The organism is Streptosporangium sp. G11 (assembly GCF_051192615.1).
GTDB lineage: Bacteria > Actinomycetota > Actinomycetes > Streptosporangiales > Streptosporangiaceae > Streptosporangium.
In genome coordinates this window covers 235526-257935 of the sequence record NZ_JBPJUQ010000003.1, presented here as the reverse complement: position 1 = coordinate 257935, position 22410 = coordinate 235526, and the positions used below count along the sequence as shown (strand labels likewise).

Annotated in this window: 22 protein-coding genes; 12 read left to right on the top strand and 10 right to left on the bottom strand. The window is 71.5% G+C overall.

Going from position 1 to position 22410, the window contains the following annotated elements; all coding sequences use genetic code 11:
* Positions 1 to 174 precede the first annotated feature (174 nt).
* Positions 175 to 342 carry a DUF3117 domain-containing protein gene (locus ACSDR0_RS04885; RefSeq protein ID WP_084195322.1) on the bottom strand — a complete coding sequence of 56 codons (168 nt, stop codon included), beginning with the start codon at positions 340 to 342 and terminating at the stop codon, positions 175 to 177.
* 189 nt (positions 343 to 531) lie between these two features.
* Here ACSDR0_RS04885 and ACSDR0_RS04880 point away from each other — a divergent pair, with 189 nt between their 5' ends.
* Together ACSDR0_RS04880 and ACSDR0_RS04875 are read left to right on the top strand one after the other, a co-directional pair.
* Complete coding sequence (locus ACSDR0_RS04880) at positions 532 to 1314, top strand: PaaX family transcriptional regulator (RefSeq protein WP_435287509.1); 783 nt, start codon at positions 532 to 534, stop codon at positions 1312 to 1314.
* Positions 1315 to 1421: 107 nt separating this feature from the next.
* Entirely contained in the window at positions 1422 to 2204 is a 783-nt protein-coding gene (locus tag ACSDR0_RS04875) for an enoyl-CoA hydratase-related protein (RefSeq protein WP_435287508.1), read from the top strand.
* 115 nt (positions 2205 to 2319) lie between these two features.
* Here the strand turns inward: ACSDR0_RS04875 and ACSDR0_RS04870 are convergent, their stop codons facing one another.
* Together ACSDR0_RS04870 and ACSDR0_RS04865 are read right to left on the bottom strand one after the other, a co-directional pair.
* Positions 2320 to 2898 (bottom strand): DNA-3-methyladenine glycosylase I, encoded by a 579-nt coding sequence (locus tag ACSDR0_RS04870; RefSeq protein WP_435287507.1) that lies wholly within the window; start codon positions 2896 to 2898, stop codon positions 2320 to 2322.
* Entirely contained in the window at positions 2895 to 3644 is a 750-nt protein-coding gene (locus ACSDR0_RS04865) for a hypothetical protein (RefSeq protein ID WP_435287506.1), read from the bottom strand. Before ACSDR0_RS04865 ends, ACSDR0_RS04870 begins: the two co-directional genes overlap by 4 nt.
* A gap of 292 nt (positions 3645 to 3936) precedes the next feature.
* On the opposite strand from ACSDR0_RS04865, the gene ACSDR0_RS04860 reads away from it, so the two are divergent.
* A complete protein-coding gene (locus ACSDR0_RS04860; protein WP_435287505.1) occupies positions 3937 to 4302 on the top strand; it encodes a hypothetical protein in 366 nt (121 codons plus the stop codon).
* Here ACSDR0_RS04860 and ACSDR0_RS04855 read toward each other — a convergent pair.
* The 4 genes from ACSDR0_RS04855 to ACSDR0_RS04840 all read right to left on the bottom strand — a co-directional run bounded on the left by ACSDR0_RS04855 (position 4279) and on the right by ACSDR0_RS04840 (position 8031).
* The gene (locus ACSDR0_RS04855) at positions 4279 to 4866 is read right to left on the bottom strand and encodes a TIGR00730 family Rossman fold protein (protein WP_435287504.1); all 588 of its coding nucleotides are present in this window, start codon (positions 4864 to 4866) and stop codon (positions 4279 to 4281) included. The two genes, ACSDR0_RS04860 and ACSDR0_RS04855, sit on opposite strands and share 24 nt — an antisense overlap.
* Positions 4867 to 4875: 9 nt before the next feature.
* The gene (locus tag ACSDR0_RS04850) at positions 4876 to 5670 is read right to left on the bottom strand and encodes a TIGR00730 family Rossman fold protein (protein WP_435287503.1); all 795 of its coding nucleotides are present in this window, start codon (positions 5668 to 5670) and stop codon (positions 4876 to 4878) included.
* 220 nt (positions 5671 to 5890) lie between these two features.
* A complete protein-coding gene (gene dapE / locus ACSDR0_RS04845; RefSeq protein WP_435287502.1) occupies positions 5891 to 6952 on the bottom strand; it encodes a succinyl-diaminopimelate desuccinylase in 1062 nt (353 codons plus the stop codon).
* A 224-nt stretch (positions 6953 to 7176) separates the two neighbouring features.
* Positions 7177 to 8031 (bottom strand): 2,3,4,5-tetrahydropyridine-2,6-dicarboxylate N-succinyltransferase, encoded by an 855-nt coding sequence (locus ACSDR0_RS04840; RefSeq protein ID WP_435287501.1) that lies wholly within the window; start codon positions 8029 to 8031, stop codon positions 7177 to 7179.
* A 69-nt stretch (positions 8032 to 8100) separates the two neighbouring features.
* Between ACSDR0_RS04840 and ACSDR0_RS04835 the strand changes: the two genes are divergently transcribed.
* A complete protein-coding gene (locus tag ACSDR0_RS04835; protein ID WP_435287500.1) occupies positions 8101 to 8925 on the top strand; it encodes a hypothetical protein in 825 nt (274 codons plus the stop codon).
* Here the strand turns inward: ACSDR0_RS04835 and ACSDR0_RS04830 are convergent.
* The 3 genes from ACSDR0_RS04830 to fdxA form a co-directional block, all read right to left on the bottom strand.
* Entirely contained in the window at positions 8922 to 9596 is a 675-nt protein-coding gene (locus ACSDR0_RS04830; RefSeq protein WP_435287499.1) for a DUF4178 domain-containing protein, read from the bottom strand. The two genes, ACSDR0_RS04835 and ACSDR0_RS04830, sit on opposite strands and share 4 nt — an antisense overlap.
* 11 nt (positions 9597 to 9607) lie before the next feature.
* Positions 9608 to 10687: a succinyldiaminopimelate transaminase gene (gene dapC / locus ACSDR0_RS04825; protein WP_435287498.1), complete on the bottom strand. Its 1080-nt coding sequence runs from the start codon at positions 10685 to 10687 to the stop codon at positions 9608 to 9610.
* 142 nt (positions 10688 to 10829) lie between these two features.
* Positions 10830 to 11156, bottom strand: coding sequence for a ferredoxin (gene fdxA, locus ACSDR0_RS04820; RefSeq protein WP_435287497.1), 327 nt, complete (start codon positions 11154 to 11156; stop codon positions 10830 to 10832).
* Between the two features lie 110 nt (positions 11157 to 11266).
* Between fdxA and ACSDR0_RS04815 the strand changes: the two genes are divergently transcribed.
* The 8 genes from ACSDR0_RS04815 (at position 11267) to ACSDR0_RS04780 (ending at position 22324) form a co-directional block, all read left to right on the top strand.
* On the top strand, positions 11267 to 11503 hold the full coding sequence (locus ACSDR0_RS04815) for a putative acetyltransferase (protein WP_435287496.1): 237 nt from the start codon (positions 11267 to 11269) through the stop codon (positions 11501 to 11503).
* A gap of 317 nt (positions 11504 to 11820) precedes the next feature.
* The gene (locus tag ACSDR0_RS04810; protein WP_435287495.1) at positions 11821 to 12882 is read left to right on the top strand and encodes an ABC transporter substrate-binding protein; all 1062 of its coding nucleotides are present in this window, start codon (positions 11821 to 11823) and stop codon (positions 12880 to 12882) included.
* Positions 12883 to 13010: 128 nt separating this feature from the next.
* Positions 13011 to 13763, top strand: a complete 753-nt coding sequence (locus tag ACSDR0_RS04805) for a class I SAM-dependent methyltransferase (RefSeq protein ID WP_435287494.1) — start codon at positions 13011 to 13013, stop codon at positions 13761 to 13763.
* A gap of 111 nt (positions 13764 to 13874) precedes the next feature.
* Complete coding sequence (locus ACSDR0_RS04800) at positions 13875 to 16244, top strand: hypothetical protein (protein ID WP_435287493.1); 2370 nt, start codon at positions 13875 to 13877, stop codon at positions 16242 to 16244.
* Between the two features lie 3 nt (positions 16245 to 16247).
* Positions 16248 to 18305 carry a UvrD-helicase domain-containing protein gene (locus ACSDR0_RS04795; protein ID WP_435287492.1) on the top strand — a complete coding sequence of 686 codons (2058 nt, stop codon included), beginning with the start codon at positions 16248 to 16250 and terminating at the stop codon, positions 18303 to 18305.
* Positions 18306 to 18354: 49 nt separating this feature from the next.
* Complete coding sequence (locus tag ACSDR0_RS04790; protein ID WP_435287491.1) at positions 18355 to 20196, top strand: sigma factor-like helix-turn-helix DNA-binding protein; 1842 nt, start codon at positions 18355 to 18357, stop codon at positions 20194 to 20196.
* 122 nt (positions 20197 to 20318) lie between these two features.
* Complete coding sequence (gene cysS / locus ACSDR0_RS04785; protein ID WP_435287490.1) at positions 20319 to 21707, top strand: cysteine--tRNA ligase; 1389 nt, start codon at positions 20319 to 20321, stop codon at positions 21705 to 21707.
* A gap of 140 nt (positions 21708 to 21847) precedes the next feature.
* Positions 21848 to 22324: a GNAT family N-acetyltransferase gene (locus ACSDR0_RS04780; protein ID WP_435287489.1), complete on the top strand. Its 477-nt coding sequence runs from the start codon at positions 21848 to 21850 to the stop codon at positions 22322 to 22324.
* Positions 22325 to 22410 lie beyond the last annotated feature (86 nt).

The following is a 22410-nucleotide window of genomic DNA, read 5'->3' as shown; positions in this document are numbered from 1 at the left end:
CCGGCATGGGAAGAACACCGGGGAGAACACCGCGGCCCTGGCGCGAGCCACCGTGAGGCGGTCCGACGGCCAGGGCCGTGTTCATCGTCGATCGCGCGGGCCATCGCAGGTGTCATGCTCCCCGAGCAAGCTCAAAATAGGGCCCGGCTCCACCACTTCTGTCTTAGATGGGGATCAACCGACGATTTTCTTCAATTCCTCGCCGAGGGCGCTTGCCTCGTCCGCCGAGAGCTCGACGACAAGACGGCCGCCACCCTCCAGAGGAACCCGCATGACGATCCCCCTGCCTTCCTTGACGACCTCCAGCGGACCATCACCGGTCCTCGGCTTCATAGCCGCCATGCGTGTATCCCTTCCTGCTTCGGGCTCCGGATCTCCGTCTGACCCGAGGGTGGCCGACGCATTCACGTCTTCTGTGATGTCCTATTATCCCGCCTCCGCACGGAGAATGGGAACGATCAGTCTTAGCGTCGGCTCATCCGGCGATCAAGACCGTTGTCCGAGACCCCTCAGACGACCAAACTTGTCCTCGTGAACGCCCGCGCCGCACTGTTCGATCTGTACGGGGACCACCTCAGATCCCGAGGCGGTCGCGCGTCCGTGGCCGCCCTCGTCCGTCTGCTCGCCCCGCTGGACATCGCGGCCCCCGCCGTGCGCACCGCCGTCTCGCGGATGGTGCGGCAGGGCTGGCTCGCGCCGGCCCGGCTGCCCAGGGGGCCCGGTTACGAGGTCACCCCCAAGTGCGTGCACCGCCTCGACGAGGCCGCGCTGAGAATTTACCGAGTCGGAACGATCACGTGGAACGGCCGGTGGCACATCCTCGTGGTGGAACCCGTACGCGAGCGGTCCAAGCGGGAGCGCCTGCGCTCCGATCTGGCCTTCATCGGGTACGCCCCCCTGTCGGAGACGACCTGGATCGGGCCTCGGCCCTCCCCCGAGCTCGACGCGATCCTCGAGGGCGAGGGCATCGGCGCCGACCGGTTCGACGCGGTGCTCGACGGTGACCCCGCGGCGCTGGTGGCCAGGACATGGGACCTGGACGGCATCGGGGCCGCCTACGAGGAGTGGATGGCCCAGGCGAGGGACCTGGTCGGCAAGCTGCCCGACAACGCGAGCGGCGACCAGGTGTTCGCCACCCGGAGCAGGCTGCTGCACGGCTGGCGCAACTTCCTGTTCCGCGATCCCGGGCTCCCCGCCGAGCTCCTGCCCCGGGGCTGGCCGGGCGAGAAGGCCAGGATCTACTTCGAGCACGAGGCCGGGCGGCTGCTCCCGGCCGCCGCCGCCTTCGTCGACCGCCACCTCGCCGAGGCGTAGCGGAGGTCGTCGTCCGTGACAAGAGCGAGGTCCCGGCGCCGGCGCCGTACAGACAGGGGGCTCGGTGGGCCCTCGGGCGGGGCCGGGACCTCCGGAAGGAGCATCCGTTGAACGACGTCCTCTACTCCGTCGACAATGCCGTCGCCACCGTTGTCGTCAACCGGCCGGAGGCGATGAACTCGCTGACGGTCCGGGCCAAGACCGCCCTGCTGGAGGCGCTGACCGCGGCGGCGCGGACGCCCTCCGTACGGGCGGTGCTCCTGACCGGGTCGGGACGGGCGTTCTGCGCCGGGCAGGACCTGGCGGAACACGCCGTGAACCTGGAGGCGGGGCGGGGACTGAACGAGACCGTACGCGCGCACTACAACCCGATCATCCGAATGATCACCGAGATGGACAAGCCCGTCGTCGCGGCGGTGAACGGCGTCGCCGCGGGCGCGGGCGCCTCCCTGGCCTTCGCGTGCGACCTGCGGATCGCGTCGGAGAGGGCCAGGTTCGCGATGGCCTTCTCGGGGATCGCCCTGGCCCCCGACTCGGGCGCCTCCTGGACCCTCCAGCGCCTGGTCGGCGCGGCCCGCGCGGCCGAGCTCCTGCTGCTCGGCGAGCCCCTGGGCGCGGACCGGGCGCTCGAACTCGGGATCGTCTCGCGGGTCGTCCCCGCCGACGAGCTGGACACCGAGGCCCGCGCTCTGGCCGTACGGCTGGCGCAGGGGCCCACGAGCGCCTACGCGGCCACCAAGCGCGCCCTGCGGTTCGCCGCGACCGGCTCCCTGGCCGAGGCCCTGGAGCTCGAAGCCGACCTTCAGGACGCCTGTGTCGAAACCAACGACCATCTGAACGCGACCCGCGCCTTCCTCGCCAAGGAGCGCCCCGTCTTCGAGGGCCACTGACTTCGAGGGGGCGCCGCTCTGAGAAGCGTGGATCCACGGTCGTCGGCTTCGGGGCCGGCGGCTTCGTCAATGGCCCGGTCGGCGGCTTCCGGAAGCCGCTCGCGAGGGAGGGACGTCAGGCCCGGCGTGTCCAGCAGTCGGCCAGGTGATCGTTGACCAGGCCGATGGCCTGCATCAGCGCGTAGGCGGTGGTCGGGCCGATGAAACGGAAGCCGCGCGTCTTGAGCTCCTTGGCCAGGGCCTTGGAGCCGGGGGTCTGGGCGGGCACGTCCCCCGGGGTCTTCGGGACGGGCGCGCCGGGGTCGGCGTGGTTCCAGATGAGGTCGGACAGGTCGACGCCGAGCGCGGCACGCGCGTTGGCGATCGTCGCCTCGATCTTGGCCCGGTTGCGGACGATGCCCGCGTCGCCGAGCAGGCGGACGACGTCCTCGTCCCCGAACGCGGCCACGGCCGGGATGGAGAACCCCGCGAAGGCCGTCCGGAAGTTCTCCCGCTTGCGCAGGATGGTGATCCACGACAGGCCGGACTGGAACGACTCCAGCGCGATCCGCTCGAACACGCGGTCGTCACCGGTGACCGGACGGCCCCACTCCTCGTCGTGGTAGGCGATGTAGTCGGGGGCCGAGGTCCCCCAGCCGCAGCGCACGGGCTCCACGGGGGCCGCGGGGGCCGCGCCTCGTGAGATCTCGGTCACCGGGGGTCCTCCGTCTCCTGCCGCTCCCCCGTACGGAGGCCGACGGAACCCGGAGACGACTCCTTGGAGTCCGAGGTCCCGGACGAGGCCCCGGACGAGGAGGGCGAATCCGGCGCCTGGGGCGGCTCGGACGGCCTGGCGAACGGCGACACGCCGGACGACTCGGACGCCTTGGCGGCCTGAGGACGCTCGTCCGGCCCGGAGGGCTCGTCGGCCCTCTCGGGCTCGGGCTCGGCCCGCGACCCGCCGGAGAGCTCCTCGGACGCCCCGAACCCGCCCCTGCCGGAAGCTCCGGGCAGCGTCTCGCGCTCGGTGCCGGAAACGGCCGGCGACCCGTTGGACAGCTCCTCGGACGCTCCGAACCCGTCCTTGACGGGAAGCTCGTACGGCGCCTCGGGGCCGCGCTGAGGGCTCTGGGTGCCGGAGGTGAGCTCGTGGCGGGCCTGGAGCCTGCCGGCGAGCAGCTCCGACACCCGCTGTTCCAGCACGGCGATCCTGGTGTCGCGCTCGCTCAGGGCCCCGGCGACCCGGTTCAGCGTCTCGTCCACGCTCTGCGTGTTGTATCCGACGAGGCTCACCGGGAGCTGAAGGGCCATGAAGTCGACCGCGCCGAGCTGGCCCGCCTGGGGCAGGTTCAGCGGGGGCACGTCGGGGGCGAACTCACTCAGCTCCCCTCCCCGGCCCATGGCGACCACCGTGACACCGGCGATGACGGCTACGGCAGCGAGAGCTAATACGACCAGCACATACGAATCGTGCCACATCTCCGCTGACCTAGGATCGGATCAAGACGTCCTCCCCCGGCTCGGAAGCCGGGGATTGCAGCGCCCGGCCCTCCGGCCGGGCCTGTCGGATCGCGGTTCACGGGCCGGGTGACGCCGAACCCGCCCCGCGCAGACACGGCACACCACGCCGCGTTCGGAGAAACATGTCCCACCTGTTCATCGCGGAACGCCCCGCCCCCGCCGGGCGGGCCCCACGCGACGAGAGACGCCTCCCCTCCGCTCCGAGGGGCGGGGCGTCCGCCCGTGGTGTCCGGTGACGGCCTTCGTCGTGCTCCGTCCCGGCGACCGGGGCGAACCCGGCTGGGTCGAGGCTCGTTCAGTCGGGGAGGTCGAGGAACTCGTCCGTGCCGGGCACACCGTGGCCGTCACCCCCGCCCGCCTGGCCGCCGGCGCCTCCCTCACCCCGCCCGAGAACGGCGGGGACCGTGGGGACGGCGGAGCCGCCGCGAAGGAGAGGGACGCCGAGGCCGCGGAGCTCACCGCGGCCTCGATCTGCGCCTGGGCCGGTGCCCGCGTCTTCCGTACGGACCGCGCCGAACAGGTGCGGCTCGCGGTCGAGATGACCGACGCCCTCGCCGGGCGGCGCCCTCCCGCGCTAACCCGCCGTGGCCTCGCCTAGCTCCTCCGCGCTCGGCTCCAGGTGTCTGGTCGACTTCTCCAGCAGCCGGAACGCCTCGTCGACCGTGGTGGTCCAGGAGATGGCGTCGAAGACGTTCGGACGGGTGAAGCCCGCCTCGTCCATGCCCTCGACCAGCTCCCGCAGCGGCGCGTAGATCCCCCAGGGGTCGAGGACCACCAGCGGCTTGTCGTGCAGGCCCAGCGTGCGGGACGTCCAGATCTCGAACAATTCCTCCAGCGTCCCGATGCCGCCGGGCAGCACCAGGAAGGCGTCGGAGCGGGCGTCCATGATCCCCTTGCGCTCGCGCATGTCGGTGGTGACCACCAGCTCGTCGGCTCCCTCGTCCGCGAGCTCGATGTCCACCAGCGACTGGGGGATCACCCCGACGGTGCGGGCGCCACCCGCGCGGGCCGCTCGGGCCACGGCTCCCATGCAGGAGACCCTGGCCCCACCGCTCACCAAGGCGTGTCCGCGCCTGGCGAGCTCGGTGCCGACCTGCTCCGCCAGTTCCAGATACTTCTTATCGATCTTCTGACTCGATGCGAGGAATACACAAATGAACACGCACTGACCCTATTCGGCATCACCGACCGTGGTCATGGCCGCCTTCCGCTCGTCCTCTCGCCGATCGCCCCTGTTGTTGTCGGCCTCCACGATGATCCGGACCGCCTCGTCCACGTCATCGGTGACGTGGATGAGATCCACGTCCGCCGGAGAGATCTTGCCCGTTCCCACGAGGGTGTTCTTGATCCAGTCGAGCAGGCCTCCCCAGAACTCCGTCCCCATCAGCACCACGGGGAAGGAGGTGACCTTCCGGGTCTGGACCAGGGTGAGCGCCTCGAAGAGCTCGTCCATGGTGCCGAAACCGCCGGGCAGCGTGACGAAGCCGCAGGAGTACTTCACGAACATGGTCTTGCGGACGAAGAAGTAGCGGAACTCGATGCCGAGGTCGACGTACTCGTTCATGCTCTGCTCGAAGGGCAGCTCGATGCCCAGGCCCACCGAGGTGCCGTCGGCCTCCACGGCCCCCCTGTTGGCGGCCTCCATGCAGCCGGGGCCGCCGCCGGTGATCACGGCGTAGCCCGCCTCGGACAGCTTCCGGCCCAGCTCGACCCCCATCTCGTACTCGGGGCTGTCCACGGGGGTGCGCGCGGATCCGAAGACGGTCACCGCCTGGGGCAGCTCGGCGAGCTGGCCGAAGCCCTCCACGAACTCGGCCTGGATGCGCAGCACCCTCCACGGGTCCATGTGCAACCAGTCGGCCGGACCCCTGCGATCAAGAAGCCGCTGGTCGTGGGTGGATTCGGAGACGAGGTCGCCGCGGACCACGGCGGGTCCCTGGCGACGTTCCGGGCGTGTTTTCTTCATGCGGGTCACCGTAGCGCCGTCCCAGAAAAATCTTGAAAAATCTCCATGAAAACATGGAACCGGATTTTGAACAGGGCGCGTCTAACTGCCGAGGGTGCTGCTCGGGACTGAAAGTGGCTTTCCCCGCCAAATGGCCGGCGAGGAAAGCCACTTTCATTTGTACCGGCCCCTCCCGGCTCCCGCCGGCGGCGCCCCGCTCCATACCGGCCCGCGGCGCCTTTCAGGACAGCCAGCCGAGCATTCCGCGCTCGCAGTCGGCGATCTTCTTCAACGAGACGAACTCGTCCTTCTGGTGCGCCAGATTCGGATCTCCGGGACCGTAGTTGACCGCGGGCACGCCGAGGCCGGAGAAGAGCGAGACGTCGGTCCAGCCGAGTTTGGCCCGCGGCGTGCCGCCGACGGCCTCGACGAAGGCCGACGCCGTCGGATGGGTCAGGCCGGGTCGCGCGGCGGCCGCGGCGTCGGTGAAGCGGACCTCGTAGCCCTCGAACACCTCGCTCACGTGGGCGCGCGCGTCGTCCAGCGACAGGTCGGGGGCGAAGCGGTAGTTCACGGTCACCACGCACTCGTCCGGGATCACGTTGCCCGCGACGCCACCGCCGATGCCGACCGCGTTCAGACCTTCGTGGTACTCCAGCCCGTCCACGACGGGAAGCCTGGCCTCGTAGGCGTTCAGGATCGCGAGCACCGGCTGGGCGCCGTGGATCGCGTTGACCCCGAACCAGGACCTGGCGCTGTGCGACCGCTTGCCCCGGACGACGACCTGGGCCCGGAGCGTGCCCTGGCAGCCGCCCTCGATCACGCCGTCGGTGGGCTCCATCAGCACGGCGAAGTCACCCGCGAGCCATTCCGGATGCCTGCGGCTGAGCCGGAGCAGTCCGTTGCGCTCGGAATCGATCTCCTCGCAGTCGTAGAAGACGTAGGTCACGTCCCTGCTGGGCTCGGAGAGGGCGGCCGCCAGTTTCAGGGCGACCGCGACACCGGCCTTCATGTCCGAGGTGCCGCAGCCGTACAGCCTGTCGCCCTCGACGCGGCTGGGCAGGTTGCCGACGACGGGGACGGTGTCGAGGTGTCCGGCGATCACCACCCGCTCGCCGCGGCCCAGGTGGGTGCGGGCCACGATCGACTCACCGTCGCGCTCGACGGTCAGGTGCCCGAGCGGCCGCAGCGCCTCCTCCACGGCGTCGGCCAGGGCCTTCTCGCCGCCGCTGACCGACTCGACGTCCACGATCCGGGCCGTGAGCTCCCCGGCGTCCTGTGTGAGGTCCAGACGTGTACTCATGCTCGCGACCCTAGTGCCCGTACGTGTTCCGGCCCGGTTCGCCCCTCGCGGAAAGCCGTCGCGCCCGTGCCGGATCCGGCCTGTCCCGGCCCCGCTCGCGTCGTCGCGAAATCCGGCAGGCCCGCCTGAGAAGTCCGGCAGGCCTCGGCCTCGCCGTCCCCGTCCGTTCGGTCCGGGGCCTGCCCGTACCGCCGGCGGGAGCCGGCCCGCCCCGGCCCCCGGCCCTACCCGTGCAGGATGCGGTCGAGTTCGGCCCTGCCGGGCCTGTGGCCCTCCCGCAGGCGTTCGAGCACCAGGACGCAGCGCAGGCCGAAGGTGCCGCCGGGAAAGTCGCGCCACCGGGTGCCTCCGGCCGCCACGCACCAGTCGGGGACGCGCCCGCGCTCCAGTTCCTCGCCCGTCCGCGCGTCGACGACGGGGGTCGAGCCCGCCAGGACCGTCCCGGCGCCGACCACGGCGCCCCGGCCCACGCGGGCCCCGTCGGCGATCACGGCCCGGCCGCCGATCAGCGCGCCGTCCTCGACGATCGCGGGCACCGTCCTCGGCGGCTCCCCGGTGGCGCGGTGATCCTCCGCTCCCTCCCGGCCACCGGTCTCCCCGACGCCGACTCCCCCGGACAGGTGGACGTTCCTGCCGATCTGGGCGCACGGGCCGATCGAGGCCCACGCGCCCACCGTGCTGCCCTCGTCCACGTGGGCGCCGATGTCGACGAACGAGGGCATCAGCACGACACCCGGCGCCAGGTAGGAGCCCCAGCGGGCGATCGCCCCCGGCACGACGCGCACCCCCTCGACGGAGGCCTTCAGCGGGACGCGGTCGCGGTGGTGGAAGTCGCCCACCTGGGACCTGGCCAGGCCGAGCACCCGGAACGCGAGCATGACGGCCCGCCGGGCGCGCTCGTCCACGACCACCTCGCCGGTACGGGAGACCTCGGCCACCCGGGCCTTGCCGCTGTCGAGCATGTCCACCGCGCTCACGACGACGGCGCGGGCCTCGGTGTCGGCGGGGCCCAGCTCGGCCCTGCGCCACCACAGCTCGTCGACGGCCGCCGGCAGCGGGCCGGCATCGCTCTGGATCATGGCCCGGAGCCTATGTTCACGGCCTTCTACCAGACCGCGCAATCGCTGGGGACCTGTAGGTTCTTGACCGTGCGACGGCGCTTCTCAAAAGGGGTCATCGCGATCATCGCGATCGTGACCGTGCTCGCGGTGGCCATCACCGTGGGTCTCTTCAGCCTGCTCGGGAAGGTGACACCGCTCGTCGACCTCGGTGAGGGATGCAAGATCACGACACCGGAGGGCTCGCTGGACCTGGACATCGAGCAGGCCAAGGTGGCGGCGGTCATCGCGGCCGTGGCGGCCCGCAGGAAGCTGCCCGAGCGGGCGGTGGTGATCGCCTACGCCACCGGCATCCAGGAGTCCAAGCTGGAGAACCTCAGGGGCGGCGACCGCGATTCGGTCGGCGTGTTCCAGCAGCGCCCCTCGCAGGGGTGGGGCAGGCCCGAGCAGCTCATCGACCCCGTCTACGCGTCGGGGAAGTTCTTCGCCGCGCTGGTGAAGGTGAAGGGCTACCGGAAGCTGCCGCTCCACGAGGCGGCCCAGGCGGTGCAGCGCTCGGCCGACGGCACGGCGTACGCCCAGCACGAGGACGACGGGAAGATCCTCGCCGCGGCGTTCACCGGGCGCGTCCCTAAGGCGGTGCACTGCTGGTTTCCCGCCCCGTCGGGCAAGACCCCGCTGCCCGACGCGCGCGGGGCGGAGCGCAGGCTCACCAGGGCGCTCGGCCCGGGGGAGACGTTCGAGGCCCCCTCGCGCAGGCGAGGCTGGCTGGTGGCCGGATGGTCGATCGCCCACGCCAAGACGTTCGGGCTGACCAGGATCCGCTACGACGGCCAGGCGTGGGTGTCCGCGAAGAGCCACGACGGCTGGAAGACCGACCCCGGATCCTCCGTCAAGAAGGTCGAGCTCTCCTAGCCGCCCTTCTTCTCGATCCTGATCGTCCCGGGGGCCAGGGGCTGGGCGTGGGAGGAGCTCCAGCGCTTGCCCTGGAGGCGTTCGAAGCTGAGCAGGCGGCCGTCGGCGGCCCGGTAGTCGGCGAAGTCGAGCAGGCCCCGCTCGGGCATCGAGGTGACGCCCTCCCCGCGGAAGGCCGCGGTGCCCCGGTCGACGGGGAAGAAGTCGACCCCCTCGACGCTCAGCGTGGCCTTGGCGGGGATCATGCCCTCGGTGGGCACCGGCGTCCACAGCAGCACCTCCAGATGCGGCGGATCACCGGCCGCCAGGCCGGCGCGCATCTGGATCGACAGCCACTGGTAGCGGCGGGTGCCGTCGTCGAGGAGATATTCGGTCCACTGGTTGCCCTGCCACGACAGGTACAGGGCGCCGAGGACGCGGCTGCGGACCCCCTGGCAGTCGATCGTGTCGCCGACCTTGATCGTGCGGGGGTCGGGGTAGTCGATGCCGACATGGCCCGTGGACGGTTGGGCCGGCGACCGCGCAGCCTCAACCGAGGGGAGGGGGGTCTCGCCGGAACGCTCGGACTCGTCGGCCTCCCTGTCCTGACGCGTCGTCGCGAAGAACGCGACGAGCAACAGGACGAGCGTGGCCACGCTCAATCCGAGTATCACGGCGACCTCGGGGGTCATGCCGCGCGATCCTACTGGAGGCGGCGCACCGCCGCACTGATGCGTTCGTCGCCGGCCGTCACGGCGATCCTGATGTGCCGCTCGCCCGCGCTCCCGTAGAAGTCACCGGGCGCGACCAGGATCCCCCGCTCGGCCAGCGCGCGGACCTGGTCCCAGCAGCCCGCCCCGTTGGAGGCCCACAAATACAGGCCCGCGGTGGAGTGCTCGATCTTCCAGCCGGCCGTCTCCAGGGCGGGACGGAGCACCGCGCGGCGGGCGGCGTAGCGGGCCCGCTGCTCCTCGGCGTGCTCGTCGTCGTCCAGGGCCACGGCCATCGCCGCCTGGACCGGCGCGGGCATGATCATGCCGGCGTGCTTGCGGATCTCCAGCAGCCGCTTGACCAGCGCGGGGTCGCCCGCGACGAACCCGGCCCGGTAACCGGCCAGGTTGGAGCGCTTGGACAGCGAGTGCACCGCGAGCAGGCCCTCGTGCGAGCCGCCGCAGACGTCCGGGTGCAGGATCGAGACCGGCCGTTCCTCCCAGCCCAGCTCGATGTAGCACTCGTCGGAGGCCACGACCGCGCCGTGCTCGCGCGCCCACGCGACGACCTTGCGCAGGTGCTCGGCGGGCAGGACCCTGCCGGTCGGGTTGGACGGGGAGTTCACCCAGACCAGCGGCACCTGCTCGGGCCCGAGCGCGAGCAGCCCGTCGGTGGCGTACGGCTCCGCGCCCGCGAGGCGCGCGCCCACGTCGTAGGTGGGGTAGGCCAGCTCGGGGAGGATCACCCGCTGCCCGGGACCGATGCCGAGCAGCGTCGGCAACCAGGCCACGAACTCCTTGGAACCGATCAGCGGCAGCACGTTCGCCTGGTCGAGGATCACGCCGTGCCTGCGTCGCAGCCACCCGGCGGCGGCCGAGCGGAGGCGCTCGGTGCCGTACGTCAGCGGGTATCCGGGGCTGTCGGAGGCGTCCGCGAGGGCCTGCCGCACGACGGCGGGCACCGGGTCGACGGGGGTGCCCACCGACAGGTCGACGATCCCGTCGGAGTGCGAGGCCGCCAGCTCCTTCAGCGGCGTGAGCCGGTCCCACGGAAAGTCCGGCAGGGCCCTCATCGGAGCCTCGCCGGGACGCTCTGGGCCTCCGACCGGGCGGAAATGGCGTTCATGGTGATCAGCCGTCGTCTTTCGCTGGGCGGGTCTGCCGATGACGATATGGGGGAACGGCCGTCTCGGCCGCTCCCCCGGTCACCGGTTTCTAGTGGCTCTCGGCCTGCGGAGGCAGGGCCGAGACGACCGGGTGGTCCTTCTCGATCTTGCCGACCTTGGAGGCGCCGCCGGGCGATCCCAGGTCCTCGAAGAAGTCCACGTTCGCCTTGTAGAAGTCTTTCCACTGCTCGGGCAGGTCGTCCTCGTAGAAGATGGCCTCCACCGGACAGACGGGTTCGCACGCGCCACAGTCGACGCATTCATCGGGGTGGATGTAGAGCATCCGCTCACCCTCGTAGATGCAATCGACGGGGCACTCCTCGATGCACGCCTTGTCCAGGACGTCCACACAAGGCTGCGCGATGACGTAGGTCACCTCGGGCTCCTTCTTCTTTACGCACCTAGGCACGACTTCGACCGCGAGTTGCTAAGCCCTAGTATTGCCGTGCCCGCCATGTGCCTGAAACGGGAGGGGGCAAAAGCCCGATGGCCTTTGGTTTCAGCGCTCGCCTGAACATCACCATAACCCCTGCCGACGTGGGCAAAAGAGTCACCACTCGGAGACGGGTCCCAGAAGGATTCCGCGACGCGGTGGGTGAGCTGGAGTTCTGGCGCGACGGCGTGCTCGGTGTGCGCAGGCGAAACGGCACCCTGGTCGAGATCGACGAGGAGACGCTCGCCGCGGCGAAGGTGGTTCCGGAGTCTCCGCGCCCGCGCGCGTGAGCCCGTTTCCTCCTCGGCTTTTCTCCCCGGCCTGTTCTCCCCTCGGCCTCCTCGACCTGTCCTCTCCTCGGCCCTCTTCGACCTGCTCTCTCCTCGACCTGCCCGCCGAGGCGGGTCTCCGCCCCCGCCCGCCCGCCGAGGCGGGTTTTCTCCTCGGCCCGCCCGCCGGGTAAGCCGGACGGGCGCCCCCGTACACGCGCGAGAGAGACGGCCGGGCGCCCGCCGGGTAAGCCGCTCGCCAAGACACGTGTAAGCCGTTCGTTAAGAAGGGTCGCGCCTGCTCGACCAGACGAATGACAGCGGAGAGTATTCCGTTCGTGACCATACGTACCAGCGCCGCAGCCGCCGTGATCCTCACGGCCACGATCGCCGGATGTGGCGCCCCGGCTCCTCAGAACGCCCAATTCCCGCCCCTCAACGCGCAGGCCGCCTCCCTGAAGGAGGGCTTCTCGACGATGGAGCGCCTCGTCGAGGCGGCCAGGAAGGAGGGGGCACTCACGGTGATCGCGCTGCCGCGCGACTGGGTGAACTACGGCGAGATCATCGACACCTTCTCCGAGGAGTACGGGATCAAGGTCCACCAGCTGGAGCCCGACGCCAACAGCGCCAGGGAGGTCGCGGCCGCGGCCGACCTCAAGCCGGACGTGTTCGACCTGAGCATGGACGTCGCGGCGGCCAAGACCTCCCTCTTCGCCCCCTACAGGGTCCAGACCTGGCAGGACATCCCCGACCGCCTGAAGGACCACAGGGGCTTCTGGTACGCCGGGTACGGCGGCTACATGTCCATCGGCTACGACCCGAGCAAGGTCGCGGCCCCCGTGTCCTTCTCCGACCTGCTCAAGCCGCGCCACAGCGTCTCGCTGCCCGGCGATCCCCGGGAGGTCTCCGCGGCCTTCAACGGGGTGATGGCCGTCTCCCTCAGGGGCGGCGAGGCCAGGGCCGAACGGGGCGTGGAGTTCTTCCACCGCCTCAAGAACGCGGGCAACCTCGCGACCACCCCGAAGGCGGCCTCGGTCCTCGTCGACTGGGACTACCACAACGCCGAGCGGGCCGCCGTCGACAAGGCGTGGAAGGTCACGATTCCCGGCGACGCCGTGCTCGGCGGGTACTACGTCCAGGCCATCAACAAGCAGGCACCGCACCCGGCCGCGGCCCGGCTCTGGCAGGAGTTCCTGTTCTCCGACAAGGGCCAGAACCTGTTCCTGAAGGGGTATGCCCGCCCGGCCAGGATGGAGGCCCTCCAGATGCGCGGCACCCTCGACCACGAGCTGGCCGCCAAGCTCCCCGCGACCAGCGCGAGGCCCGTGATCCTCTCCATCCCGGAGATCGACAGGGCCAGGGCCTACCTCCAGCGGGAGTGGGCCAAAAAGGTGAGATGAGCCTGGGGCTGATGAGACTGATATGTCGTGACTTCCCAGAGGCTCTAAAGTGTCTGGAGAGTACCGACAAGAGGCTTCGCGTCTCAGAATGTGAGCTGATCGTCTTGCGATACGACACCCCGAGCTTGATGAGGTGGAACGCTCGCGCCTATGACAGCAGCTTTGGGTACGTTTCAGCACATGGCGCCCCCCTGGTCGAGCTTCTCGACCCGCAACCCGGCGAGCGCATCGTGGATCTCGGCTGTGGCACGGGGGTGCTGACGGCCGAGATCACCTCCCGGGGCGCCCGCGTCCTGGGGATCGACGGATCACAGGCGATGATCGAGAAGGCCCTGGCGCAGCACCCGGGACTGGACTTCATCGTCGGTGACGGCCACACCTTCACGGTGGCCCAGCCCTACGACGCGGTCTTCTCCAACGCGGCCCTGCACTGGATGGGCCGGGAGCCGGACGCGGTGATCACCAGCGTCCGCGAGGCCCTCACGCCGGGCGGGCGGTTCGTGGCCGAGATGGGCGGCGCGGGCAACTGCGCCGCGCTGACGGCGGCGCTGTCCACCGCCTGGCGGGAGTACGGGCTGCGCGAGCCCGGCCTGCCGTGGTACTTCCCCACCCCCGCCGAATACGCCACACGGCTGGAGAAGGGCGGCTTCACCGTCCGCCTGCTGGAATACTTCGACCGGCCGACCCCGCTCGACGAGTGCCCCGGCGGGGCGGCCGACTGGGTGCGGATGTTCGCGGGTTCGCTGCTCAAGGAGGTGCCCGCGGAGATGGTCGACCCGCTGCTCCGCCGGGTGAACGAGCTGGCCGCCCCCGCTTTGCGGCGGGAGACCGGCTGGATGGCCGACTACGTGAGACTGCGGTTCGCGGCCGTACGCCGCTGAACCGGCCCAATACACCGGGGCGATTTGCCAGACTATGGTCTGTTCCATGAGTCTCGTTCCCCGGCCACATGGAGTGACTCGGGCGGCTTGAGGGGCTGGTGAAGGGAACGGATGAACTTCTGTCTGAGTGACCTCGTGCCGCCGCTGCGCTGGAGCGACGCGGCCACGATCCCACTTCTGCGCGAACAGCCCGACCTACCGGACGCTTGGTGGCGGAGCCTGCCGATGGCCCGCGTGCTCGCCGTGCTGGGTCCGGAGCGGCTGGCCGACATCCTCGCCTCGGTCGCCCTGAACCACTGGCCGGCCGCCGCCGTGGGTGACGTGCTCCCCGCCCTGCACGTCCTGGACCCGGACGAGGCGGACGAGCCCTACACGGCCATCGCCCTCGACCGCGCCGGGTCCTGGTCGGGCCTTCTCTCGCTGACCGGCCACGACCTGCGCGACCAGCCGTTCATCCAGCCGGTCCCGCTGCTGCACGCCCTCTTCACGGCGGTCTTCACCCGCCTGGCGGTCCCCGCCCACGCGGTCCGGCCCCCGGCGCACCCGGCCGGGGACTCCCGGGCGCTCGCGCCCTCCCCCGAGCCGGTGGCCTCTCTCGCGCCCGTCGCGGGCGGATCCGTGGCGGGCAAGTCCGCTGTGAGCGAGTCCATGGCGAGTGGATCCGTGGCGAGCAAGTCCGACGTGAGCGAGTCCGCCGGAGATCGCCCGGTGCCGGACGCCCCGCCCGTCGTGGCGGACCTCCACGCCGAGAGCGCTCCCGAGCCGGAGCCCGAGGCCCTCGCGGAGCCCATCGTCCTGCCGAAGCGCAAGGCCCTCGGGGAGCGTGACGCCCTGCCGGTGCCCGAGGCCCGCCGCACGGCGGAGGCGGGCGCCGGCTCCGAGGAGGCCCCCGGATCGCTCTTCCAGCCCGCCTTCGCGCGGAAGAACCGGTCGATGGGCGCCTTCGCGCGAGAAGACCGGTTCGCGACCGCCCCCGAGGAAGCTGAGGCCGTCGCCAAGGCCGCACCCACCGGAGCGGAGCCCGTCGCCAAGGCCGTACCCGCCGAGGTGGAGCCCGTCTCCGAGGCCGTACCCGCGGAGGCGGAGGCCCTCCCCGAGGCCAAGGCCGAGCCCGGGTCCGGGTCCGAGCCCGTCGCAGAGCCCCAGGACGCCCCCGGAAACGACCGCGAGGACGCCCCCGTACCCGCCGATGTCCCCCACGCGGAGGACACCCCCGAGCCGGTCGCGGAAAGCGACGAGAGCGGCGAAGGCGACGAGGACGGCGAAGGCGCGGAGGACGACGGGGCCGGGCGGCCGGTGAGGAAGAGCCTGCACGCGCTCGTGGACGGCGTCTTCGCCAACGTGGAGGACAAGCGCTGGGCGGTGGCGCAGAACAGGCTGTTCAGCGACACCCCGGCGACCGTGGAGGCGCTGGCCAAGCTCTTCGCGGTGTCTCCCGAGATCATCCACGACATCGAGACCGACCTGCGCCGGGAGCTCGACGAGTGGATCGCCTCCGACGAGGCCGCCCCGTACCGGGAGCACCTGGAGGAGGTGAAGGAGATCCTCGGCAAGGCCGCCCCCAGGGAGCGGCTGGTCAACGCGGCCGAATGGCACACCGGGGAGCTGCACTCCCTCGACGTGCCGGCCTGGCAGTTCGTGCTGGCCACCCTCCCCGGCTACCACCTGGTCGACGAGTGGCTGGTGGAGGGCGACATCACCGAGCTGCGCCACCGCACCCGCGACATGATCAGCGGTGCCAAGCCTCCGCTGACCATCAACAAGGCCCTCGACATGGTCTCCTCGCTGGGCATCCACCCCGAGGTGTCCAAGGAGTGGCTGGAGAACGTCCCGCAGCTCCGCATCCTCGGCGCGGGCGAGCGGCCTCCCCAGCGCTCGAACGGCGCCCCGTCCCTGACCGTGGAGAAGCCCGGCGGCGGGCCGGACGGCGGGGAGCCGGGACAGGAACCGAAGAAGGCGCCGTTCCGCCCGCTGAAGGACGTCTCGCTGACCAGGCGCTGCTTCCGGCAGCCGGACGGCCGCTGGTGGCTGCGAATCGACGTCACCCAGGATCACCTCGGAGGCGCCGAGTGCCCGCTGCCCAGCGGGTTCGCCGCCTACCTCGGGATGGCGCCCGGCGACGGCCGCACGGTCAGCAGCGCGGTCGGGGAGCTGGTCCTCAGCTGGCACGACAGGCCCGTGCTGGAGTCGCTCATGACGCTCCTGGAGGACGTGGGCGCCAAGGAGGGCAGCCATCTGTTCCTGACCCTGTCGGACGAGGGGGTCCTGCGGGCCAGGCACCTGCCGGCCGCGGGCGAGGAGGTGGAGACGACCGCGCGGGCGCTGCGGCTGGTCGGCTACACCGCGACGGGCGGCACCCCCGAGCAGGCCGGGCGGGTGATCGCCACCCGGGTCGGCATGACGGGATCCGTGGGCACCCCAGAGCTCCTCACCCGCCTGCGAGAACGCGGGGACCGCGATCTCCTGTCACTGTTGGCCTGACCCATGCCCCGCCTCGCCATCTCCCCGGACTTTCCCGTCGAACTCGGCGCCCTGGCCCAGCCGGTGCGCCGGGACGTCGTGGTCGCGGCGCGCAGGTTCCTGCAGAACGTCGCGGGCGCCCCGCACCCCGAGCGGGTCAGGGGGGCGAGGGACCCCCGGGTGGCCACCCTGAGGCTGGCCGACCGGCACCGGGGCGTCGTGGTCAAGCAGCGGGACGTCTACTGGCTGCTGACCGTGCTGCCGGACGCGGAGGCGTGGGCGTACGCGCAGCGCTACCGGTTCGGCGTCAACACGGCGCTGGGCGTGGTCGAGATGTGGGACGCCGAGGCGCTGGACCGGGTGCGGCCCGCGGTGCGCAGGGCGGCCGAGGCGTCCGCGACGCGGCTGTTCGCCGACATCTGCGACAGCGACCTGGCCGAGCTGGGGGTCGACGGCCGCTTCCTGCCGCTGGTCAGGCAGATCACCGACCAGCTCACCCTGGAGGCGCTCGAACCGCTGCTGCCCCCGACGCAGTACGAGCCGCTGGCGGCGCTCGCCAGGGGCGAGTCGATGGCCGGGGCCTGGCGGGAGCTGGAGAACTGCCGCGCCGTCGCCGCGGAACCCGGGCCGATCAATCCCGAGGACTTCGGCGCCGCGCTCCTGCGCAGCCCGGACCGCGCCGTCTTCACCGATCACCCGCGCGAGCTGAACCGCGTGCTCGACGCGCCCGGCTGGTGCGTGTTCCTGTACCCGCCGCAGCACCGGCTGGCGTACTGGGAGTCCTACCAGCAGCCGACGCTGGTCACCGGCGGCGCGGGGACCGGCAAGACGCTCGTCGCCCTGCACAGGGCCGCCTACCTGGCCAGGCGCGCGAGCGGGCAGATCCTGCTCGTCACCTTCTCCCAGGGGCTGAGCGCCGAGCTGGCGGCCAGGCTCGACCTGCTGATCGAGGACGAGGTGGTCCGCAAGCGGATCGAGGTCGGCAACGTGGACCGGCTGGCCCACCGCATCGTCGCCGAGGCCGAGGGGCGTCCGCCCTCCCTCGTCGGGGCCGCCGAGCTGACCGCGCTCTGGGAGGAGACGGAGACCGGCCACAGCCCGGCTTTCCTGCTGCGCGAGTGGGAGCAGGTGGTCCTGGCGCAGAACCTGCGGACCCTGGAGGAGTATCTGGAGGCTCCCCGCCGGGGCCGCAGCGTCGAGCTGGCGGACGAGCAGCGCATCTCCGTGTGGAAGGCCATCGAGCACGTCACCGAGCAGCTGCACGAGCGCGGCAAGCGGACCCTGCTGCAGCTGGCCTCCGAGGCGTCGGTGCTGCTCGGCCAGACGACGGGGGACCTGCTGGAGGAGATCGAGCCGGCGCGGGAGCCGTACCGGCACATCGTGGTGGACGAGGCGCAGGACCTGCACCCCGCGCAGTGGCGGCTGCTGCGGGCGGCGGTGCCGCACGCCCGCGACGACATGTTCATCGTGGGCGACCCGCACCAGCGAATCTTCGACACGCGGGTGACGCTCGGCGCCGTGGGGATCGACGCGATCCAGCAGCGCCTGCAGGTGTCGTACCGGCTCCCGCGGGAGATCCTGTCCTGGGGAGTCCGGTTGCGCGGAGGCGGTCCCGCCGACGGGCTCGTCAAGGGTGTGCAGGAGCTTTACGGCTTCAGGGGCACCCGGCACGGGCTCCGGCCGATGGTCCGCGCCTACGATTCACCGCAGGATGAGCTGACGGGTCTGGTGGCACAGGTGGGACAGTGGGTGAATGAGGGTGTGACGCCCGAGGAGATAGCGGTGGCCGCCAGGACCGCCGGCCTCGTGCGTGACGCACGGGCCGCTCTGCGTGATCTGGGGGTACGGGTGACGACGCTGCACGGTATGAAGGGGCTGGAGTTCCGGCGGGTCGCGGTGATCGGCGTGGGCGACGGAATCGTGCCCGACCCCGACTCCCTGACCCCGGTCGGCGAGGACCCCGCGGCCAGGGCGCACGACCTCCAGCGGGAGCGCGGCCTGCTCTACGTGGCCTGCACCCGGGCGAGGGAACTCCTCTACGTTTCTCATTACGGACGGGCGAGTCCCTTCCTTCCTACCTGACCACATAGTCTGAACTGCGGATATATTCCCCTTTGCCGGTTGGACCTCAATGAACCTCAGCCTGAGCGACATCGCGCCACCCTTGCGCTGGACCTCTCCCGGCCAGGTAGCGCCGATCGCGACCGACCCCCGCCTCCCAGAGGCGTGGTGGCAGGCGCTTCCGCTCGACACCGCCTGCTCGACCATCGGGACGTCCGAGGTCGCCGGTCGCCTGACCGACCTCGCCCTGGCGTGCTGGGGTCACCTGATGCTCGGTGACGTTCTCCCCCTGCTCAGGTTCGCCGACCCCGCCGCGAGCGTCCGCACGCCCGAAGGGCTCGGCCGCGAGGTGGTGCACAAGCTGTTCACCGGCGTGCTGGAGCGACTGCTCGAACCGGTCACCGAGGAGAGCGTCGCCAGGGTCCGTCCCTCCCGGCCCGACCGGCCGCTGCCCGAGCTGATCGACGAGGTCTTCGCCACGCTGGACGAGCGGCAGCGGGCCATCGCCAGGGACCGGCTGTACGCCTCCCAGCGGGCCACGCTCGACGACCTGGCCCAGCGGTTCTCGGTCACCAGGGAGCGCATCCGGCAGATCGAGCGCGACCTGCGCGACCACGTCGAGGCCTGGCTCGCCAAGGACGACGCGGCGCCGCTGATCGCCCACGTGTCGTGGCTGCGGGGCCGGCTGGGCTCCGCCGTGCCCGCCGACGACCTGGCCGCCGCCGTGCCGTGGCACCGCACCGACCTGACCACCCTGGGCATCCCCTCCTGGCGGTTCGTACGGACCCTGCTGACCGGCTACGAGCAGGTGGACGGCTGGCTGGTCGCCGGGGGGGCGGACGAGCTCAGGGAGAAGACCCGGCAGCTGTTCACCGACGGCCCGCGCCCGCTGGACGAGGCCGTGACGCTGGCCAGCCAACTCGGCATCCGCGAGGACGTGGCGGAGCGCTGGCTCATCGCGGTGCCCCAGCTGCGGGTGCTGGAGGACCACGTGGTCCCGTGGCCGCGCAGCGTCAACGACAAGGCCGAGGCCGTGCTCGCGGTGGCGGGCGGCCCGCTGACGCCCGAGGAGATCCAGGAACGCATCGGCGAGGACTACAGCCTCGTCGGCATCCGCAACCAGCTCACCGCCGACGACCGCTTCCTGCGGGTCGACAGGAACAAGTACGGGCTGTCGCGCTGGGGCGGCGAGCAGTACCTGGGCATCCGGGAGATGATCGTCCGGGAGATCGAGCGGTCCAACGGCGAGGCGTCGGTCAACACGATCGTCACCAACCTCACCGGACGCTACGACGTGAGCGAGAGCTCGGTCCGCGCGTACGCGGGCGGGCCCGGCTTCGAGCGCACGCAGCGCGGGTGGATCAGGGTGGCCGGAGCCGAGCAGGCCGACTACCAGCCGCGCCGGGACGTCTCGGAGACCCGGCGCTGCTTCCGCAGCCGCGACGGGCGCTGGTGGCACCGGGTGGACGTCAACGCCGAGCACCTGCGCGGCTCGGGCTCCCCGCTGCCGACCGGCTTCGCCGCGCACCTGGGCATGGCCCCCGGCGGCCAGCTGACCGCCTCCACCCCCTCGGGCGACGTGGTGATCAGCTGGCACAACCAGCCGACCATGGGTTCCATCCGCCCCGTCCTGATCGCCGCCAACGCCTCCGAGGGCGACCACGTCTTCCTGACGGTCTCCGACGGCGGCGAGCTGCTCACCCGCTACCTGCCCGCGGCCTCGCCGACCCTGCCCGCCCTGAACCGGGCGCTGCACCTGATCGGCTACACGGCGCCGGTGGCGTCGGAGGCCGAGGGCGTCCGCCTGATCGGTGCCCGCATCGGCCTGTCGGAGGGCTGCACCCGCGAAGAGGTGATCGCCCGCCTGCGTGACCGGGGCGACCGCGAGATCCTCGCCTTCCTCGAAGGCTGAGGCGTCGGAAAGCTGAGGCGTCGCACCCCGGGTCCGGACACCGCCGCGCCCGGGGCGGGCCCGGTCGCGCCCGTGTGCACTCGTACGCTGTGGGACCGGGCGCGGTTGCGTAGGCTCGACACATGCTGAGCCTGTATGACACGCGGAATCGCCGGGTCGAGCGGATCGTTCCCGAGGGGACGCGCTCCCTGCGGATGTACACCTGCGGCCCGACCGTCTACAGGTCGGCCCACGTGGGCAACCTCCGGTCGTACCTGCTGGCGGACCTGATCAGGCGGGTCAGCGAGCGGCAGCGGGTCCGGGTGGTGGCCTGCCGCAACATCACCGACGTCGGGCACCTGGTGGACGACACCGAGATCGACCCCTCGGGCGAGGACAAGGTGCTCGCCCAGGCCAGGGCCGAGGGGCGGAGCGTCCTGGAGGTCGCGCGGTTCTACGAGGACGCCTTCGTGGCGGACACGACCGCGCTGAACATCCGCCCGCCCGAGCACTCGCCCCGGGCGAGCGAGACGATCGACCTGATGATCGAGATGATCGCCAAGCTGATCGAGAAGGGGCACGCGTACGCGGTGCCCGACGGGTCGGTCTTCTTCGACGCCGCCTCCTTCCCGACGTACGGGGAGATCTCGGGCAACCGGCTCGACCAGCTGCGGCCGGGCCACCGGATCGAGGGCGTCGACCCGCGCAAGCGGTTCCACGCCGACTGGGCGCTGTGGAAGCCCTCGGACCAGGGGCTGACCTGGGAGACCCCGTGGGGCCGCGGCTTCCCCGGCTGGCACATCGAGTGCTCGGCCATGTCGCTGCGGTTCCTCGGCGAGCACATCGACCTGCACACCGGCGGGATCGACCTGCGCTTCCCGCACCACGAGGACGAGCGCGCCCAGTCCGACGCCACCGCCGGACACGAGGTGGTGCGGCACTGGGTCCACGGCGAGCACCTGCTCTTCGACGGGCGCAAGATGTCGAAGTCCACCGGCAACGTGGTCCTGCTCAAGGACGTGGCGGACGCGGGCCTCGACCCGCTGGCCGTGCGGCTGGCGTTGCTGGAGCACCGCCACCGCCAGCAGATGAACCTCACCTGGGACACCCTGCGGGCCGCCGACAAGACCCTGCGGCGCTGGCGCGGCCAGGTGGCCGAGTGGTCGGAGTCGCCCAGCGGCCCGATGCCCGCCGACCGGGTCGCCCGGATCGAGGCCGCCTTCGACGACGACCTCGACACCCCGCTGGCGCTGCGGCTCCTGCGCGAGCTGGAGCGCGACGGCTCGATCTCCCCCGGCTCCCGCTTCGAGGCGTTCCTGCACCTCGACCAGATCCTCGCCCTGGACCTCTCCCTCGACATCGGCAGGTCGGTCAGGCCGAGGAGCCTGCCCGAGGGCGCCGCCGAGCTGCTGGAGCGGCGCTCGCGGGCCCGCGACGCCAAGGACTGGGCCGCCTCCGACCGCCTCCGCGACGAGCTGGCCGGTCTCGGCGTGAAGGTCACCGACACCCCCGAGGGCCAGACCTGGTCCTGACGCCTCACCTCCGGCCGTCGCCGCCGGGAAAGGGTTTCCCGACCGGCGGAGCGGAATCCCCACCCCGCCGGGAGGGGAATCCGCCCCTGCGAAAAAGGGACGAACCCGTAATGTCGGTCGCGACCGATAGCGTCTTGATCATGAGTGAGATCGCCGTTGCCGTACGACCCGGCACGATCGCGGATTTGGACGGGATCGTCGCCTGCAGCTCCGCGCTGTTCGCCGAGGACGCCGGGGCCCGTGACCCCGCCCTCAACGTCAACTGGCCCGAAGAACACGGGCGGGCCCGCTTCGTGGACGCGCTGAGCGATCCGGGCCGCCTGGTGATGGTCGCCGAGGACGGCGGCCGGATCGTCGGCCACCTGACCGGCGCCCTGTCCGGCCCCACCGCGATGCGGCCGGTCACCGTGGCGACCCTGGGCAGCATGTACGTCGAGCCCTCCTACCGCGGCCGGAAGATCGGGGCCAGGCTGGTGGAGGAGTTCAGGAAGTGGGCCCGCCACCACGGCGCCCGGTACGCCGGTGTGACCGCCTACGCGAGCAACGAGGCGGCCGTCCGCTTCTACCGGACCAACGGCTTCGACGTGCAGTCCACGGTCCTGGAAACGGTGCTGTAGGGCCGGAAGGAACGCGCCAGGCCCGGGGAGGCGGCGGCACGGGAGGGTGCCGGCGAGCACGGGCGAGGGCGGTGATGGCGCGGTGG